Source organism: Pseudomonas sp. DF5, assembly GCF_058148225.1.
In genome coordinates, this window is sequence record NZ_JBYVYM010000019.1 from 35,472 (window position 1) to 50,869 (window position 15,398).

Consider the following 15,398-nt stretch of genomic DNA (forward strand, 5'->3'; position numbering starts at 1 on the left):
TTCGCCAGCTGCTACAAAGGAATCGCAAATTCATGGCAGCACCCTTTCAACCGCGTCGGTAAACACCTTGGGCGAAGCCAACTGCATTTCGCGGCTGCTCATGTCGACGGCAACCTGCACTGAAACAGCGCGGGTAAAACGTTCGCCGGTTGCAAGGTCGCTGATCAGGTAATTGATCTTCAGTCGGTTCTCCCATTCCACCAGGCTGGCGCGCACATTCAGCTTCTGGCCGAACACGGCGCCGCGCACATAGCGCAACTGCAAGTCGATCACCGGCCAGGCGTAACCCGACGCAACCATGGCGTCGTAGTTGTGGCCGATCCTGTCCAGCAGCGCACAGCGGGCGACCTCCAGGTATTTGACGTAATGGCCGTGCCAGACCACGTTCATGGTGTCGACGTCAAAGAACGGGACGAGGATTTCCGTGTCGGTGTGAAGCACTCCCTTGCTACGCATGCAGCCTCCAGTGTTGCTCGGCGATGCGTTGCAGGCACAAGCGCAATTCGCCTTCCAGGGCACGGTCTTCAATGACCGGCGGGAAGTCTTTGGCCAGCTCTTCGTGCATCGCGGCCAGGGCCGGTGGCAGTGGGCGCGCGTCTTCAGCCTGGCCGCGCAGCCACACGCCTTGATTGGCCGCCAGCAGCGTGGCGGCGGCGACCTGTTCGGTCAGCTCCAGCACACGGATGGCGTCGCGGGCGGCGATGGTGCCCATGCTGACTTTGTCCTGATTGTGGCACTCGGTCGAGCGCGAGAAGACGCTGGCCGGCATGGTGTTTTTCAGGGCTTCGGCGGTCCAGGCGCTGGTGCCGATCTGCACCGCCTTGAAGCCGTGGTTGAGCATCGCGCGGTCGGCGGGGGCGCCGGACAGGTTGCTCGGCAAACCATGGTTGTAGCGTTCGTCCACCAGCAGCGCGAGTTGCCGGTCGAGCAAGTCGGCGACGTTCGCCACCAGGTTTTTCAGGCTGTCCATGGCGAACGCAATGTGGCCGCCGTAGAAGTGCCCGCCGTGCAGCACGCGTTCGGCTTCGGCGTCGATGATCGGGTTGTCGTTGGCGCTGTTGAGTTCGATCTCGATGAACGAGCGCAGCCAGTTCAGGCTGTCGGCCAGCACACCGAGCACGTGTGGCGCGCAACGCAGGGAGTAACGGTCTTGCAGGCGATGCAGCGGCGCGGTCGGCGCATCGATTGCCAGATCCTTGCGCAACCACGCGGCAACTTGCATCTGCCCTGGATGGGGTTTGGCGGCGAACAGGCGCTCGTCGAAGTGCTCCGGGTTGCCCTGCAAAGCGACCACGTTCAGCGCGGTGATGCGCGTGGCCAGTTGCAGCAGGTAATCGGCACGGGCGTAAGCCAGGCAGGCGAGGCCGGTCATGACGGCGGTACCGTTCATCAGGGCCAGGGCTTCCTTGGGGCGCAATACCAGCGGTTGCCAACCCAGTTCCTTGTGCACATCAGCCGCTTGCCGGCGTTCGCCGCGGAACATCACTTCGCGCTCGCCGGACAAGGTTGCGGCGACGTAGGACAGCGGCGTCAGATCACCGCTGGCGCCCACCGAACCTTCTTCCGGAATCAGCGGCAGGATGTCGTGTTCGAGGAAGGCTTGAAGACGTTCCAGCAGCTCCACGCGCACTCCGGACACGCCGTGGCACAACGACTGCAAACGGGCCGCCAACACCGCACGGGTGGCTTGGGCGTCGAGCAATTTGCCCAGGCCGCAGCCATGGAACGTGTACAGATGACGAGGCAACGCCTCGACGTGGTGCAGCGGCACCGCGACGACGCAGGAATCGCCATAACCGGTGGTCACGCCATAGATCACGCCTTCCTTGTCCAGCAGGGAATCAAGGAATTGCGGACCCTTGGCGATGCGCTGGCGAAACTCGGGGTCGCCCTGCAACTGCGTTGGCACCTGACGGTTGGCCAGGGCCAGCACATCTTCGATGCGCAAAGGGAGTTCGCCGAAGGTTACCGGCTCAAGCGTTGGCGTCGTCATCGGTCTTCCAGAAAGGGTAAAAGTTGAACCATTGTTGGGGCGCTTCAAGGCAATAGTGACCCAGGCGTTCGGCGTAGCGGGAGGCCCACTGATGAATGACCTGTTCGCGTTCGCTGCGTTTCCACACCACCGCCTCGGTAAACGGTTCGAGGGTCAGTCGATAGTCGCCCGTGGGTTTCTTCAGGCACAGCAGCAGATTGACCGGGCATTTCAGCAAACCGGCCAGCAGCCACGGGCCTTGCGGGAATGCTGCCTGGTGACCGAGAAAATCCACCGTCACGCTGCGCCCGCCATGCAGCGGCACACGGTCGCCGGCAATCGCCAGCCACTCGCCGCGCTCCAGGCGTTCATGCAGTTGCAACATGATCACCGGGTCCAGTTCGCTGACCTGAATCAGCCGCAGATTAGTGGCCCCGGCTTCGCCCAGCAGGCGGTTGAACTGTTCGGCATGCTTGGTGTGCACCAGCACGTTCATGGTGACTTTCTCGCCGATCTCGGCCAGTGCCCGGCAGACCTCGAGATTGCCCAGGTGCGCGCCCACCAGCATCTGCCCGCGGGTGCCACGCAGTTTGTTGCGCAGCAGCGCCGGGTCGATGATTTCGATCTGTTCGATGCTCAGCTTGCCGTTCCACACGTCGAGTTTGTCGAGCATGGAGTCGGCGAAGGCCATGAACTGGCCGAACACCCGCCAATGAGTCGGACGCAATTCGCTGCGCCCGCTCCAGTCGGCGAGCCGCTGCTGGTATTGCCAGGCGCTTTGGCGGGCGCTGCGTCCGAACAGGAAAAAGTACAGCACGATGCCGTAGAGCAGCGGGCTCAGCAGCCTTCGGCCCAGGACTTTTGCGCAGAATGCGGTGAACTTCATCAGCCAGAAACTGCCGCGTTCCTGGCGATCGGCCCAGTGCTGTTTGTCTACATTGCCGTTCATGCCCGCCACCGTCGCCAGAGGATCACCGGTGCTCGCAGCAACATGCCGAAGAACAGCCGGGTGTGCATGCTCGTAATCAGTACGTTGTCGTAGAACAGCCGGAAATGCGAAACGCCGTCCAGCGGGTAATGAACCCTGGTTTTCAGCCATTGCATCGGTTGATTGCGCCAGGCCAGGCGCACCAGAATGTCGGAGTCGAAGTCCATGCGCTTGCCGATCCTGGCCGAGTCGATCAGTGCCAGGGTTGGCGGTAATGGATAGACACGGAAGCCGCACATCGAGTCGCGAATCTGCAGCGACAGGGTGTTGATCCAGACCATGACGTGAGTCAGGTAGCGCGCGTACAAACGACCTTTCGGCACGCTGGCGTCGTATTGCGGATAGCCACAGATCACCGCTTCGGGATGGTTGCGTGAGTATTCGATGAAGACTTTGACGTCTTGCAGGTCGTGCTGGCCGTCGGCGTCCACCTGCAAGGCATGGCTGAAGCCCAGGCGCGAAGCCTCCCGCAGACCGGTCATCACTGCACCGCCCTTGCCCTGATTGACGGTGAGCCGGATCAGATAAACCCTGTCGCGCTGGGCCAGTTGGTCGAGCACCTTGGCACAGGCGAGGCTGCTGGCATCGTCCACCAGAATGCAGGGCAGGCCGCAGGCAAGCAGCGCATCGACCACGGCAGTGATTGCGGTTTCGTGGTTGTAGACCGGGATTACGGCACAGGGGTTATGCATCCGAAACCTCCACAGAACCCTGATTGTGCAGAGACTGGCTGTGGCGAGGGAGCTTGCTCCCGTTCGAGCGCGAAGCGCTCGCCATTAAGTCTGCGCCGGATGGTTTTGGGGCCGCTTCGCAGCCCAGCGGGAGCAAGCTCCCTCGCCACAGGTTATGCATCGCTGGCAGCCTCCAGCAAAATCCGCCCGCTGGAGCAGGTGGCGGTTTCGTTGCGATAGGCGAAATACAATTTGCCGCGCGCCGGGTCGAAGCGCAGGTGCAACTGGATTTCATCGCCGGGGCGCACCAGTTGCTGGAATTTCAGCACTTCCATGCCGGCGAATTTTGCCGGCAGGCCCATCAATTGCTGGCCCAGTTTCAATGCCCACTCCACCTGCACCACACCGGGCAATACCGGCGCCCGGGGAAAGTGCCCGCTGAAGTACGCCAGGTCTGGCGGGACGGCCAGTTGCAGGCTCCACTCGCCATCGACTTCGATCTGCTCCAGCACTTGCGGCGCCTTTGGACGGGGCGCCAGCAGCAAGGCTTCAACTTCGGCCTGGGGCAGTTTGCCTTGCGCGTTCAGCGGCAATTGCCGCAACAGGCGCCAGCGTCGTGGCAGGGCCAGGGTTTCACAATGCTGACTCAAATGCTGACGCAAGGCTTGAGTAAGGCTGCGTCGACCCTGATTGCGCAACGCATGCATGCCTCGCTCGCTGAGTACCAGCAGCGCACCCAATGAGGCGCGGTTTTCCTGAACCACGCCCAGGCGCGCTTCGGCGACCCAGGCGTGCGCCATCAGCGCGTGTTCGAGCATTGGTAGCGAGATACGTTTTTCTTCCAGTTTGACGATCCGGTCCAGCCGCCCCAGCAACTCGAAACGGCCGTCGGCGGCGATGCGCGCGGCATCGGCGGTGTGTTCGATATGACCTGCCGGCAGGTATGGCGATGCGATAAGCAGGGCGCCGTCGCTGTCCTGGCTCAGCTCTACGCCGGCAAAGGGCTGCCAGAGGTTCTGACCCTGACGCCAGGCGATGCCGCCGGTTTCCGAGCTGCCGAAGATCTCGGTCGGCCATTGTTGCAGGCGTTCGTGCAGGCTCTGCGCCGCTTCGGCGGGCAACGCACCACCGGAGGAGAACACTCGGCGCACTGCACTCAGCGCTGGCCAGTCGAGGTTGTCGCCCATGCGCTTGAGCAGCGCCGGGCTGGCGACCCAGGCGAAGGCCGGGTGTTCACGGCTGGCGCGTTGCAAGTCTTCGGGGAAAGCCAGTTGCTTGCGCACGAACGAACGCCCGGCACACAGCGGCCACAACACCCGAAACAGCAGCCCGTAGATGTGCTGGGTGGCGACGCTGCCGATGATGCAGGCTTCGCCCAGATCTGCGCCCCACAAGTGCTCCAGCGCTTCGACTTCATTGGCCAGTTGGCGCAGGGTTTTGTCGATGCGCTTGGGTTCACCGCTGGAACCGGAGGTGCACAGGCTCAGCTGACAACGATCCAGGTCCAGCGAGTGGGCCGGCAGCGGCGGATGCCGATAATCGCTCAGGTGGGCATCGTCGGCCTGATCGGTCAGCCACAGATCGACCTCGGTCGACCAGCGCTGGCGCGTCTGCACTTGCAGGTCGGCTGGCAGCAGTACGCTGACTCCGGCACGCCAGGCACCGAGGAGGGCAATGGCCAGGTCGGCGGCGTCTTCAAGATGCACGGCGATGCGCTGCACGCCCTGAGCTTGCAGACCGGCAGCCAGGCTCAGGGCCCGGTTGCACAATTGCGCGTGATTCAACGCCGGTTCGGCCGTCACGGCACGCTCCGGCTGAGCCTTGAGCAACAGTTGCTCAAGTTTTATCCAATTCATGGGTGGCCTCGTACCCGTTGTCGTATGAGCCATTCAATGGCGAACATCAGGCCGATCAATCCGTATGAGATCAGGCCGGTGTACAACATCCACCAGCTCAGCGGCGCCCAAAGGGTCAGGGCGGCGGCGCACAAACCGTTGCAGAGAAAAAACACGCTCCAGGCAATGGTCACCTGGCGGGTGTAGCGAATGGCCCTGGGCGGTAAATCCGGTTCTCGCAGGCGGGCAAGACGTTCGACCATCGGCGGGCCGTACTTCAGGCTGAGACCGAACAGCACCAGCATGAACGCGCTGATCAACACCGGATACCAGCGCAGCAGCACCGGGCTGTCGAACACTGCCAGCAGCAGGCAAAACCCGATGGCGACCGCGGCCATCCACAGGCTGCCGGGGCGTCGTTCGCCGGTCAGCGCTCGCGCCAGCCACAGGCTGCCCAGCAGCAGACCGAACTGCCACGGGGCGAAATGTTCCATGCCGAAATACACCGCAAAGGGGTACAGCAGGCCTGCCAGCAGCAGGCCAAGGCCGATCAGTCGGCTCATGCGGCGGGTTGAACCAGACGGTAGACCGCCTCGACTACGTCGCTGACGGTGCGCACCGATTTGAATTCTTCGGCGGCGATTTTCTTGCCGGTCTGGCGTTTGATGTGATCGATCAGGTCGACCGCATCAATGCTGTCAATCTCCAGATCCTGATACAGGTTGGATTGCAGACTGATGCGCTCGGGGTCCAGCTCGAAGAGTTCGACCAGAGCATCGCGCAGGGTGTTGAAAATGTCGTCACGAGTTTGCATGGTCCGGTCTCAAGCTGCCTGTTTTGCAGTGACGAACGCCGCAAGGCTCGCCACGTTGCTGAAGTGATTACGGGTGTCCTTGGCGTCGGCATCGATTTTGATGCCGTATTTTTTCTGGATCGCCAGGCCGAGTTCCAGCGCGTCTACCGAGTCCAGGCCCAGGCCTTCGCCGAACAGCGTCTGGTCGTCGCCGATGTCGTCGACGCTGATGTCTTCGAGGCCCAGGGCTTCGATGATCAGCTCTTTGATTTCCAGCATCAGGCTAACGGTGTTCTGATCGCTCATCTTCGGCGAGCTCCTTGATAAAGTAAGAGTGCAAATAGTCATTGAGCTTGCGCGAGGCCTGGGGTGCAGGGCCTTGCGTAGCGAAGGCCTGTGGGTCTATATCGGCCCCGACGCGGAAACTGAAGTGCACGCGGCGTTTGGGTATCCGATACCAGGGTTCGGCCTTGGTCAATGTGCTCGGGTTGACCTTGATAATCACAGGCGTGAGGATTCTCGCACCGCGCAGGGCGATTGCCGCTGCCCCCCGATGAAAGGCCGGCGGTTGGCCGGGTCGGGTCCGGGTGCCCTCGGGAAAGATAATGAGAGTCTGGCCGCTTTTCAGCGCGTCGGCAGCGGCGTCGAGCATGTCCATGCTGCCATCGTTGCTGATGTATTCGGTACAGCGTAGCGGACCGCGAGTGAACGGGTTTTCCCAGAGGCTTTTCTTGACCACGCAATTGGCGTGACGCACCAGACCGATCAAAAACACCACATCGATCAGTGAGGGGTGGTTGGCGACGATCATCTGGCCTGGTCGTCCGAGCTTCTCCGCCCCCTGAATGTCGTAGGTCAGCACGCCACTGCGCGCCATGAACCGAATGAAAAACCAGAAACACCGGCTGACCGTATGTCGCGCACGCTGACGATGGACCTGAGCGTCTCCCGGCAGGCAGTTCAACAGCGGGAACACCACCAGTCGCAGGCACAGGCTGCTCAACCCGAACAGGGTGAAGCTTGCAGCGGTGGCCAGCAGACGCCAGTAGTAGGCGTCGCGGTTCTTGTCGGTTACGGGTTGCGTTGCCAGGTCCATACACGATTTTTCCAGGCATGTTGGCAGATAGTCTGCTGGCCGAGCAGCGTACGTAACAGATTCAGGGCATGCGGCCAGTGGGCTTTGGACAACGTTTGCGAGGTGCTGTTCAGCGACAGCTGCCACTGATTGCCGGGGGTGATCAACAGGCCGACTGCATAAGGGAAAGGCACATCATCGATCCAGGCCGAGTAGGCGGCGGGCGGTTGCTCTTCGGTGACGATCAGCAGTACCGCGGGCGCGCCTTCCTCAAGCAGCGCCGCGGCCTCTAACATGCCGTGTTCAAGGCCATCGCCGGCGGCGGCGAGGGCGGTCATTTCGCTGGTTTCGCCACGCATGATCGACCAAAGACCGATGACCGCGTTGTGCACCGACAGGCTGAACTGGGTGGGCGACAACGGTTGGTCGGTCGCCAGGTCGCTGAGAATTTCGAAGGTGCGCGGGGTTTCGCCGTGGCGAGAAATAAAGACCAACGGTAGGTCCTGGCGACCATCGGCCAAGGGCCAGCCCACACTGAACGCCATCCGCGCCAGACGGCTGAGTCGCCGGCGCTGCATGGCCGGCAGAAACGACACGTCGGGGGCGGCATCGCTGGGCTCGAGCACGACCGGTTGTCGGCTCCAGGCCTGCCAATCATCCACGCTTTCAAGCCCAGGGGCCCACGCGCGCCATTGGGCGATGTTGAAGTTGATCACAGACATTCATCTCGCCCCTGTGGGCTTCCTTTAGCGCAGTGAGTCGCAAAAACCGCAGCTGACCTGACGTGGCGCTTAACGCCGAGTGGCGCGCATTATCCCGGTGCTGCGGGCGTGTAGCAAATACTGGTTACATTTTGCGCAGCGAAATGTACCGTTCGGTTCGCGAAAAGATGTCGTTTGGCCATTATTTGCAATACAGCAGACATGTCTGTCGGCTGTATCGGCTATCGATGGACGAGTTGTCAGCTTTTCCGGCCGGAGATTTGCCCATGACTGTGTAGTCTAGTTGCTGGCGAGGTAGCTAAGCAGTGTTGTGGACTACTACACTCGGTCATTCTTTGATACACGGAGGTTTTGACATGCGGCGCGTGGTGTTCAATCAGAAAGGTGGCGTGGGTAAATCAAGTATTGCCTGCAATCTGGCGGCGGTCAGCGCCAGCGAAGGCTATCGCACGCTGTTGGTGGATCTCGATGCCCAGGCCAACTCCACTCAATACCTGACGGGGCTCACCGGTGATGATATCCCGATGGGTATCGCCGACTTCTTCAAGCAGACCCTGTCCTCCGGGCCGTTCTCGAAGAAAGGTCAGGTCGACATCTACGAAACTCCGTTCGACAACCTTCACGTCATCACTGCCACCGCCGAGCTGGCAGACTTGCAGCCCAAGCTTGAGGCCAAACACAAGATCAACAAGCTGCGTAAATTGCTCGAGGAGCTGGACGGTGATTACGACCGGATCTACCTCGACACCCCGCCAGCGCTGAACTTCTATGCCGTCTCGGCCTTGATTGCCGCTGATCGTGTGCTGATCCCCTTCGACTGCGACAGCTTCTCGCGCCAGGCGCTGTATGGTCTGCTGGCGGAAATCGAAGAGTTGAAGGACGACCATAACGAAGGGCTGGAGGTCGAAGGCATCGTCGTCAACCAATTCCAGGCCCGCGCCAGTCTGCCTCAGCAAATTCTCGACGAACTGATCGCCGAAGGGTTGCCGGTGCTGCCGGTTTACCTGGCCAGTTCGGTGCGCATGCGTGAATCCCATCAAGCCAACACGCCGCTGATCCACCTCGACCCGCGGCACAAACTGACCCAGCAATTCGTCGAACTGCACAACCTGTTGGAAAATGCCTGAAAGGCAGTCAGATCCCCTGACTGCGCAACCAGCTCATCAACTGCGGTAACGGGAAGGCCCCGCTTTGGCGAGCCACTTCCCGGCCGTTCTTGAACAGAATCAGGCTCGGGATCGAGCGAATCCCCAACTGCGCCGACAACTGCTGATTCGCCTCGCTGTCCAGCTTGGCCAGCCGACACTTGCCCGCCAATTGCCCCGCCGCCTGCTCGAACACCGGCGCAAACGACTTGCACGGCCCGCACCAATCCGCCCACACATCCACCAGCAACGGCAGGTCACCCTTGATCTGACTGGCGTAATCGCCTTGCTTCAATTCGAACGGCTTGTTCAGCAGGACATCAGCCTTGCAGCGGCCGCACTTTGGATGATCGTTGAGGCGCTCGGCGGGGATGCGGTTCAGGCCGTTGCAGTGGGGGCAGGGGATGAGGAGTGGGTCGGTCATGAGGGAGGTCCTGTTAAGAAGCCGATCACTCCTATGTGGAGACGTTTGCTCATATTTTCAATCGTGCAGCGTATAGCGATGAAACTAGGCTGAATCGTACTGAGCGAGACCGTTGGTCTGCTGAGAAATATCGCAACTTGCGATATTTTGGATCTGTGATTAACTCCCCATAGCAGAATGCGATAAGGATGTTGCATGCATGTGTTCACCGAAAAACCGATCCGTGAGGCCAAGGAAAAGTGGCCGCGGGCAGCCAATGCATTGGAGCAGTGGTATCGACTCGCCAAAGGGAGTAACCCGGGAGACTTCGCGGCGATGAAGTCTATTTTTCCCGCAACCGACAAAGTCGGCGAGTTTCATGTGTTCGATATCGGTGGCAACAAATTGCGGCTAATCGCTTTTGTCAGGTATCGGTCTCAAAAGCTGTATATCAAGCATGTGCTGGATCACAGCGAATATGAGCGAGGTAAATGGAAGGAGGGAAGGGTATGAGTGTTCTAATCAAAAAAGCTGCTGAGCATTGGGAGTTCGTCTCGCCATTGCTTCGAAAACCGAAAAACGAAGACGACTATGACATGTTGGCGCGGGCACTCGATGAATTGCTTGAGATGACCGGCGATGATGAGTCGCATCCGTTGATGAGCTTGGTGGACATCATCGGTGACTGGATTGCGGAGTGGGATCGCAATCATCACCCCATGCGCGAAGCCTCTGGTGCAGAGGTTCTTGGCTATATGATGCGCGAACACGGCCTGAGCCAGAGCGAACTGCCCGGTGTGGGCACACAATCGGTAGTCTCGGAGATCTTAAGCGGCAAGCGCCAGCTCAACCTGCGGCAGGTTCGCTGGTTGGCCGAGCGCTTTGGTGTGTCCGTAGAGACCTTTATCTGACAAGCCTCACGACGAACAACTGATCTCCAGATGCTTGCCCCATTCCGGTGGCCGCTCGGCGTAGCTCTCCATCCCCGGCTGCTCCTCGAACGGATTGCTCAGTACCGCGTGCAGTCGACGAACTTCTGAATAGTCGCCGCTTTCCGCCGCATCGATGGCTTTCTGCGCCAGGTAATTGCGCAGGATGTACAGCGGATTCACCGCATGCATCCGTTCGCGGCGCAGCGCCTGATCAGCTTCACCTTCACGGGCAACCCGGGCGATGTAGCGCTCACCCCAGGCATCGAAGCCCTTGATGTCGACGAAGTCATCACGCAGGCGGGCGACGGCCAGTTCGGGTGATTCATCGCCCAGGCGGCGGAAGAACAGGCTGTAATCGACACCGCTGTTCTGCATCAGTTGCAGCAGCTGCTCCAGCAGTTTCTGGTCGTCGTTTTCAGCGGTAGTAAGGCCGAGGCGGCGGCGCATCAGGTCCAGGTAGTGAGCCTGGAACAGTGGCAGGTACAGGCCGAGGGTCTCGCGCAGGGCTTCGACGCTGATGAACGGTGTCAGGGCCTGGGCGAGGGCGCTGAGGTTCCACTGGCCAATCGGTACCTGGTTGCTGAAGGAGTAGCGGCCCTGGTCATCGGAGTGGTTGCAGATGAAGTGGGCGTCGAAGTCGTCGAGGAAGGCGAACGGGCCGAAGTCGAAGGTGATGCCGAGGATCGACATGTTGTCGGTGTTCATCACGCCGTGGCAGAACCCATAGGCCTGCCATTTGGCGATCAGTTCGGCATTACGCTCGACGATTTCGCGGAACATCGCCAGATACGGTTCCGGCTGTTCCAGGCAGGGTGGGAAGTGCATGGCCAGCACGTGCTCGCCGAGCTCTTTCTGCTGCTCGGGGCGTTTGGTGTAGTAGAAAAATTCGAAGTGCCCGAAACGCACATGGCTCGGCGACAGGCGCAGGACCATGGCCGCGCGTTCCTGTTTCTCGCGCCAGACCGGCGTGTCGGAGCCGATCACGCACAGTGCGCGCGTGGTGGGGATGTTCAGGGCATGCAGGGCTTCGGAGGCAAGGAACTCGCGGATCGAGGAGCGCAGCACCGCCCGTCCATCGCCCATGCGTGAGTAAGGCGTCTGACCGGCACCCTTGAGGTGCAGGTCCCAATGCTCGCCGGCTTCGTTATAGACCTCGCCCAGCAACAGGCCGCGCCCGTCGCCCAACTGCGGGTTGTAGGAGCCGAATTGATGCCCGGAATAGACCATCGCCCGCGGCTCGGCTTCAGCCCACAGCTTGTGGCCGCCGAACAGCTCGGCGAACACTGGCGTTTCGGCCTCGGCCGGGTCCAGGTCCAGCAGCGCCATGGCGGCGGGGCTGGCGACCACCAGTCGCGGAGCCGCAATGGGCTCGGGCAGGACGTGGGTTGAGAACGCATCGCCCAGGCGGGCGAAGCGATTGTCGAAGGTCAGTTCGTCGAGGGCTTTCAACGGCCATCTCCAGCAGAATGTCCGAGCATTCTGCTAGGGATAGCGCGCTTAGTCGAGTTCGACAGGCGGCGGCTCTTGCCGCGGTTTGCTGGTGGGTGCCGGAACAACGGTTTTGGCTTCCGGTTCGATCGGCACCATCTTGTACTCCTGGCCCTGAAGGTTCTTGAGATAGACCTCCATCTGCCGGAACGAGATGTTGATGTGCTGCTTCTTGAACTCGCGATTGATGAAGCGGTTGACCTCATCGAGCACCGGGTTGCGGTCACCGAGGTCACGCACATGCATGCGCAACTCGTGGTCGAGGGTGCTTTCGCCGAAGTTCAGGAAGTACACCTGGGGTTCCGGGTCCTTCAGCACGCGCGGGTTATTGCGGGCTGCCTTGAGCAGCAGCTCTTTGACCAGGTCCAGGTCCGAGCCGTAGTCGACGCCGAGCTTGAGGGTCACTCGGGTGATGGTGTCGGTCAGCGACCAGTTGATCAGTTGCCCGGTGATGAACGTCTTGTTCGGGACGATGATGTCCTTGCGGTCAAAGTCGGTGATGGTCGTGGCACGGATGCGGATCTTGCTCACGGTGCCCGACAGGTTGCCGATGGTGATGGTGTCGCCGATCCGCACCGGGCGTTCGAACAGGATCATGATGCCGGAGATGAAGTTGGCGAAGATTTCCTGCATCCCGAAACCGAGACCCACCGACAGCGCCGCCACCAGCCATTGCAACTTGTCCCAGCTCACGCCGAGCGTGGACAGGGTCGAGACGAAACCGACACCGGCGATCACATAGGACAGCAACGTGGTCGTGGCGTAGGAACTGCCCTGGGCCAGGTTGAGCTTGGACAGCACAAACACTTCCAGCAGACCCGGCAAGTTGCGCGCCAGCGCGAAGGTGATGCCGATGATGATCAGCGCGCCAAGCATGTCGCCGATGCTGATCGGCACCATGCTCATGTTGGCGCCGGTGCCGCTGGTGTATTCGTAGAGGGTGATGTTGTCCAGGTACGAGAACACCGAGATCAGGTCTGACCAGACCCAGTACAGCGCCGCGATGAAACCGCCGAGCAGGGCCAGGCGGATCAGTCGCAGGGACTGCTCGTTGACCTTCTCGATGTCCAGGGTCGGCTCTTCGATCACCGCTTCGCCGTCGCCAGCCTCTTTCGCAGCCTGGCGTTTGGCCAGGGCGCGCTGATAGGCCAGGCGGCGTGCCGCAACGCTGAGGCCGCGCACGAAGGTGGCTTCGATCACCAGCCAGAACATCAAGAGGTACAGGGTGTTGATCAACCGGTCGCTGAGTTTCAGCGCGGTGTAGTAGTAGCCGAAGCACACCGCGACGAACAACGCGATCGGCAGGACGGTGAACATGACTCCCACGGCCTTGCGGAACAGCGAGGCGTTTTCGTGGGTCGGGCTGCTGACCAATAGCCGGCTGAGCAGCCAGGCCATCAAGGCGTAGCAGGTCAGTACCACCGGCATGCCGAGCACGTCATCAGCCAGCGTCGCCGGTTGCAGTTCGGCGACCGCCACCACGGTCACCAGAGCCATCACCACCAGCCCGAGCCGGCGAATCCAGCCTTGAAGGAATTCGACCTGGGGTTTTTCCCAGCGAAAATGCAGTTCGGCCACGCCACCCGGTGCGAGGATGCGGTAGGCGGTGTAGAACACCAGCCAGGCCTGGGCCATCTGCAACAGCGCCGCGCCCATATTGGCGTTCTGCCCGCGGGCGTCGATCTGCAAGGCCAGGCCGCACAACGCCAGGCCTAGTGAAACCGGCATCGCCAGCAGGATGTTGATCAGAATCGCTTGCGGGGTATGCCACTGACTGTCGCGTTTGAAATGGCCGATGTCCTGGTGAACTTTGTTCAGACGGGCATAGAGATTTTTGCGGCGCCACAGCAGCGCGCCGATCAGCAAGGCCAGCGGCAGGAACAGTAGCGGTCGTTGCGTCAGGCCATCGGTCAATTCGCTCAGGCTCGAGGCCCATGGCAGGGTCGTGACCTGGCGTTGCAGGCGTTCCGGTACGCTGTGTATCCACTCAAGATCCAGCGGCTTGTTGCTGGGAATCCAGAACATCTGCTCGTCCAGCGTAGCCCGCAGATTTTGCGCGGTGCTGAGCAGTTGTTTCTGATTGAGTTGCAGCGTGATGGATTCGTTGAGCACCGCGCTCAGTTCGCGATTCAAGCGCTCCAACAGGTCCGCGCGGGTGTTGGCCAGGTCCAGCAGGCTCTTGCGCAGTTGCGGGGTGACCTGCTCGGGTGGTTGAGTCGCCAGCAGGTTATCGACGTAGGTGATCGGGTTGCTGAGCAGTTCCCGTTGCTGGCTGACTTCGAATTGATACAGGCGAATGTCGGCAATCTGGTCGGCCAGATCGCGGTCGAGCCTGAGACGCGGCAGAGACTGTTTCTGTTTGTAGAGAATCTTGGAGAGCAGCAGGCTGCCCTTGAGCACGTTGATCTGTTCGTCCAGCGCCGAATCGCTCTGGGTCACGCTGTCCAGCTGCTGCTTGGTCTGCAGGTTCTGTTGGGTGACTTCGTTGAGGCGGTCGGTGCTTTTGAGCAAGTAGTCGGAGAGCTTCAGGTTGGCCGCGCTTTCTGTGGCCAGCAGGCTACTGCCACCGGCCTTCTGCGCCTCGATGGACTGCTGGGTCACGGTCTCTTGCGACTGGGCCAGGCGTTTCTGGTTGATCAGGGTTTGCAGGTCCTGGATCTCCTGATCCAGGCGATCGGATTTCTCCGACAGCAAGTCGTGCTGGCTGTTGCCCAAGTCCTGCAACAGGCTGTTGCCGGCCAGTTCCTGGCGACGCAACGGGATCAAGGCGTTCAGTGCCGCGAGTTCGGCATTGAGTTGATCGCGTTGCTCGGCGGTCAGGGTCTTGCCGCTGTCCTTGCCAAGTTTGAGGATGTTGTTGATCTGCTGGATGCGGGTCTGGCTGGCAGAAATCTCGGCCTGAGCGCGCTCGGGGCGGGTCTGGGCGGTAATGATCAGGCTGTTCGCTTCGGCCAGGGCCTTCTGCAGATCGCTTTGCTGAGTGGAGCGCTCGGTCAGCAGTTGCTCAAGCTGCTGAATCGTCTCTTTGGTATAGCGTTGCCCCACTGGTACCACTTTGGTGGCCTTGAGGCGGGTCAGTTCGCGCTGGTTCTCGATGTTCTGTCTTGGTGCGTTGGCCAACTGCTGCTTGAGGTCGATCAGTTTCTGGTCGTAATCACGCCGGTTGTTGAGCTGGGTGAGCGTGCTCTGCAGAACCGCTTGCAGGGCTTTCTGATCGGCCTCCGGCAGTTTGCGGTCGGCGATCTTGTCCAGGCTCGCTTGCACGGCTTCGCTGGACGGCGGCTCGGCGGCTTGCAGCGTGTTGATGGAAAGACTCAAGCCCAGCAGGGCCATGATGAAAAAGGTACGCAGAGTTGACATAGAGACCGATCGAA

The 15,398-nt window shown here is 60.9% G+C and carries 16 protein-coding genes; 3 read left to right on the top strand and 13 right to left on the bottom strand.

What is annotated here, in order from left to right; translation table 11 throughout:
• Positions 1 to 30 precede the first annotated feature (30 nt).
• The 10 genes from AC30D7_RS18165 to AC30D7_RS18210 form a co-directional block, all read right to left on the bottom strand.
• A complete protein-coding gene (locus AC30D7_RS18165) occupies positions 31 to 456 on the bottom strand; it encodes an acyl-CoA thioesterase (protein WP_305424017.1) in 426 nt (141 codons plus the stop codon).
• Entirely contained in the window at positions 449 to 1,993 is a 1,545-nt protein-coding gene (locus AC30D7_RS18170) for an HAL/PAL/TAL family ammonia-lyase (RefSeq protein ID WP_253417116.1), read from the bottom strand. The genes AC30D7_RS18165 and AC30D7_RS18170 overlap by 8 nt, the downstream gene beginning before the upstream one ends.
• A complete protein-coding gene (locus AC30D7_RS18175; protein WP_019581879.1) occupies positions 1,974 to 2,921 on the bottom strand; it encodes a lysophospholipid acyltransferase family protein in 948 nt (315 codons plus the stop codon). The genes AC30D7_RS18170 and AC30D7_RS18175 overlap by 20 nt, the downstream gene beginning before the upstream one ends.
• Complete coding sequence (locus AC30D7_RS18180; RefSeq protein WP_490134979.1) at positions 2,918 to 3,652, bottom strand: glycosyltransferase family 2 protein; 735 nt, start codon at positions 3,650 to 3,652, stop codon at positions 2,918 to 2,920. The genes AC30D7_RS18175 and AC30D7_RS18180 overlap by 4 nt, the downstream gene beginning before the upstream one ends.
• Before the next feature lie 152 nt (positions 3,653 to 3,804).
• Positions 3,805 to 5,487, bottom strand: a complete 1,683-nt coding sequence (locus AC30D7_RS18185; RefSeq protein WP_490134980.1) for an ApeI family dehydratase — start codon at positions 5,485 to 5,487, stop codon at positions 3,805 to 3,807.
• On the bottom strand, positions 5,484 to 6,029 hold the full coding sequence (locus tag AC30D7_RS18190; protein WP_490134981.1) for a COG4648 family protein: 546 nt from the start codon (positions 6,027 to 6,029) through the stop codon (positions 5,484 to 5,486). The genes AC30D7_RS18185 and AC30D7_RS18190 overlap by 4 nt, the downstream gene beginning before the upstream one ends.
• On the bottom strand, positions 6,026 to 6,280 hold the full coding sequence (locus AC30D7_RS18195) for an acyl carrier protein (RefSeq protein ID WP_490134982.1): 255 nt from the start codon (positions 6,278 to 6,280) through the stop codon (positions 6,026 to 6,028). The genes AC30D7_RS18190 and AC30D7_RS18195 overlap by 4 nt, the downstream gene beginning before the upstream one ends.
• A 9-nt stretch (positions 6,281 to 6,289) precedes the next feature.
• Complete coding sequence (locus AC30D7_RS18200) at positions 6,290 to 6,565, bottom strand: phosphopantetheine-binding protein (protein ID WP_490134983.1); 276 nt, start codon at positions 6,563 to 6,565, stop codon at positions 6,290 to 6,292.
• On the bottom strand, positions 6,543 to 7,355 hold the full coding sequence (locus AC30D7_RS18205) for a lysophospholipid acyltransferase family protein (RefSeq protein ID WP_490134984.1): 813 nt from the start codon (positions 7,353 to 7,355) through the stop codon (positions 6,543 to 6,545). The genes AC30D7_RS18200 and AC30D7_RS18205 overlap by 23 nt, the downstream gene beginning before the upstream one ends.
• On the bottom strand, positions 7,331 to 8,056 hold the full coding sequence (locus tag AC30D7_RS18210; RefSeq protein WP_490134985.1) for a beta-ketoacyl synthase chain length factor: 726 nt from the start codon (positions 8,054 to 8,056) through the stop codon (positions 7,331 to 7,333). The genes AC30D7_RS18205 and AC30D7_RS18210 overlap by 25 nt, the downstream gene beginning before the upstream one ends.
• Positions 8,057 to 8,412: 356 nt before the next feature.
• On the opposite strand from AC30D7_RS18210, the gene AC30D7_RS18215 reads away from it, so the two are divergent.
• The gene (locus AC30D7_RS18215; RefSeq protein WP_490134986.1) at positions 8,413 to 9,183 is read left to right on the top strand and encodes a ParA family protein; all 771 of its coding nucleotides are present in this window, start codon (positions 8,413 to 8,415) and stop codon (positions 9,181 to 9,183) included.
• A 7-nt stretch (positions 9,184 to 9,190) separates the two neighbouring features.
• On the opposite strand, the gene trxC is transcribed toward AC30D7_RS18215, so the two are convergent.
• Positions 9,191 to 9,625, bottom strand: coding sequence for a thioredoxin TrxC (gene trxC / locus AC30D7_RS18220; RefSeq protein WP_490134987.1), 435 nt, complete (start codon positions 9,623 to 9,625; stop codon positions 9,191 to 9,193).
• 195 nt (positions 9,626 to 9,820) lie between these two features.
• Here trxC and AC30D7_RS18225 point away from each other — a divergent pair, with 195 nt between their 5' ends.
• Positions 9,821 to 10,117: a type II toxin-antitoxin system HigB family toxin gene (locus AC30D7_RS18225; RefSeq protein WP_305410894.1), complete on the top strand. Its 297-nt coding sequence runs from the start codon at positions 9,821 to 9,823 to the stop codon at positions 10,115 to 10,117.
• Positions 10,114 to 10,515 carry a helix-turn-helix domain-containing protein gene (locus tag AC30D7_RS18230; protein ID WP_018928582.1) on the top strand — a complete coding sequence of 134 codons (402 nt, stop codon included), beginning with the start codon at positions 10,114 to 10,116 and terminating at the stop codon, positions 10,513 to 10,515. Before AC30D7_RS18225 ends, AC30D7_RS18230 begins: the two co-directional genes overlap by 4 nt.
• Before the next feature lie 6 nt (positions 10,516 to 10,521).
• Here the strand turns inward: AC30D7_RS18230 and selO are convergent, their stop codons facing one another.
• Entirely contained in the window at positions 10,522 to 11,985 is a 1,464-nt protein-coding gene (gene selO, locus AC30D7_RS18235; RefSeq protein ID WP_490134988.1) for a protein adenylyltransferase SelO, read from the bottom strand.
• Between the two features lie 48 nt (positions 11,986 to 12,033).
• On the bottom strand, positions 12,034 to 15,384 hold the full coding sequence (gene mscK, locus AC30D7_RS18240) for a mechanosensitive channel MscK (RefSeq protein ID WP_490134989.1): 3,351 nt from the start codon (positions 15,382 to 15,384) through the stop codon (positions 12,034 to 12,036).
• Between the last annotated feature and the right edge of the window lie 14 nt (positions 15,385 to 15,398).

Coding starts and splice junctions, on each gene's coding strand:
- AC30D7_RS18170 (WP_253417116.1), bottom strand. CDS start 1,993: ATGACGACGCCAACGCTTGAGCCGGTAACCTTCGGCGAACTCCCTTTG.
- AC30D7_RS18175 (WP_019581879.1), bottom strand. CDS start 2,921: ATGAACGGCAATGTAGACAAACAGCACTGGGCCGATCGCCAGGAACGC.
- AC30D7_RS18180 (WP_490134979.1), bottom strand. CDS start 3,652: ATGCATAACCCCTGTGCCGTAATCCCGGTCTACAACCACGAAACCGCA.
- AC30D7_RS18200 (WP_490134983.1), bottom strand. CDS start 6,565: ATGAGCGATCAGAACACCGTTAGCCTGATGCTGGAAATCAAAGAGCTG.
- mscK (WP_490134989.1), bottom strand. CDS start 15,384: ATGTCAACTCTGCGTACCTTTTTCATCATGGCCCTGCTGGGCTTGAGT.
- AC30D7_RS18195 (WP_490134982.1), bottom strand. CDS start 6,280: ATGCAAACTCGTGACGACATTTTCAACACCCTGCGCGATGCTCTGGTC.
- AC30D7_RS18205 (WP_490134984.1), bottom strand. CDS start 7,355: ATGGACCTGGCAACGCAACCCGTAACCGACAAGAACCGCGACGCCTAC.
- AC30D7_RS18165 (WP_305424017.1), bottom strand. CDS start 456: ATGCGTAGCAAGGGAGTGCTTCACACCGACACGGAAATCCTCGTCCCG.
- trxC (WP_490134987.1), bottom strand. CDS start 9,625: ATGACCGACCCACTCCTCATCCCCTGCCCCCACTGCAACGGCCTGAAC.
- AC30D7_RS18185 (WP_490134980.1), bottom strand. CDS start 5,487: ATGAATTGGATAAAACTTGAGCAACTGTTGCTCAAGGCTCAGCCGGAG.
- AC30D7_RS18210 (WP_490134985.1), bottom strand. CDS start 8,056: ATGTCTGTGATCAACTTCAACATCGCCCAATGGCGCGCGTGGGCCCCT.
- AC30D7_RS18215 (WP_490134986.1), top strand. CDS start 8,413: ATGCGGCGCGTGGTGTTCAATCAGAAAGGTGGCGTGGGTAAATCAAGT.
- AC30D7_RS18225 (WP_305410894.1), top strand. CDS start 9,821: ATGCATGTGTTCACCGAAAAACCGATCCGTGAGGCCAAGGAAAAGTGG.
- AC30D7_RS18230 (WP_018928582.1), top strand. CDS start 10,114: ATGAGTGTTCTAATCAAAAAAGCTGCTGAGCATTGGGAGTTCGTCTCG.
- AC30D7_RS18190 (WP_490134981.1), bottom strand. CDS start 6,029: ATGAGCCGACTGATCGGCCTTGGCCTGCTGCTGGCAGGCCTGCTGTAC.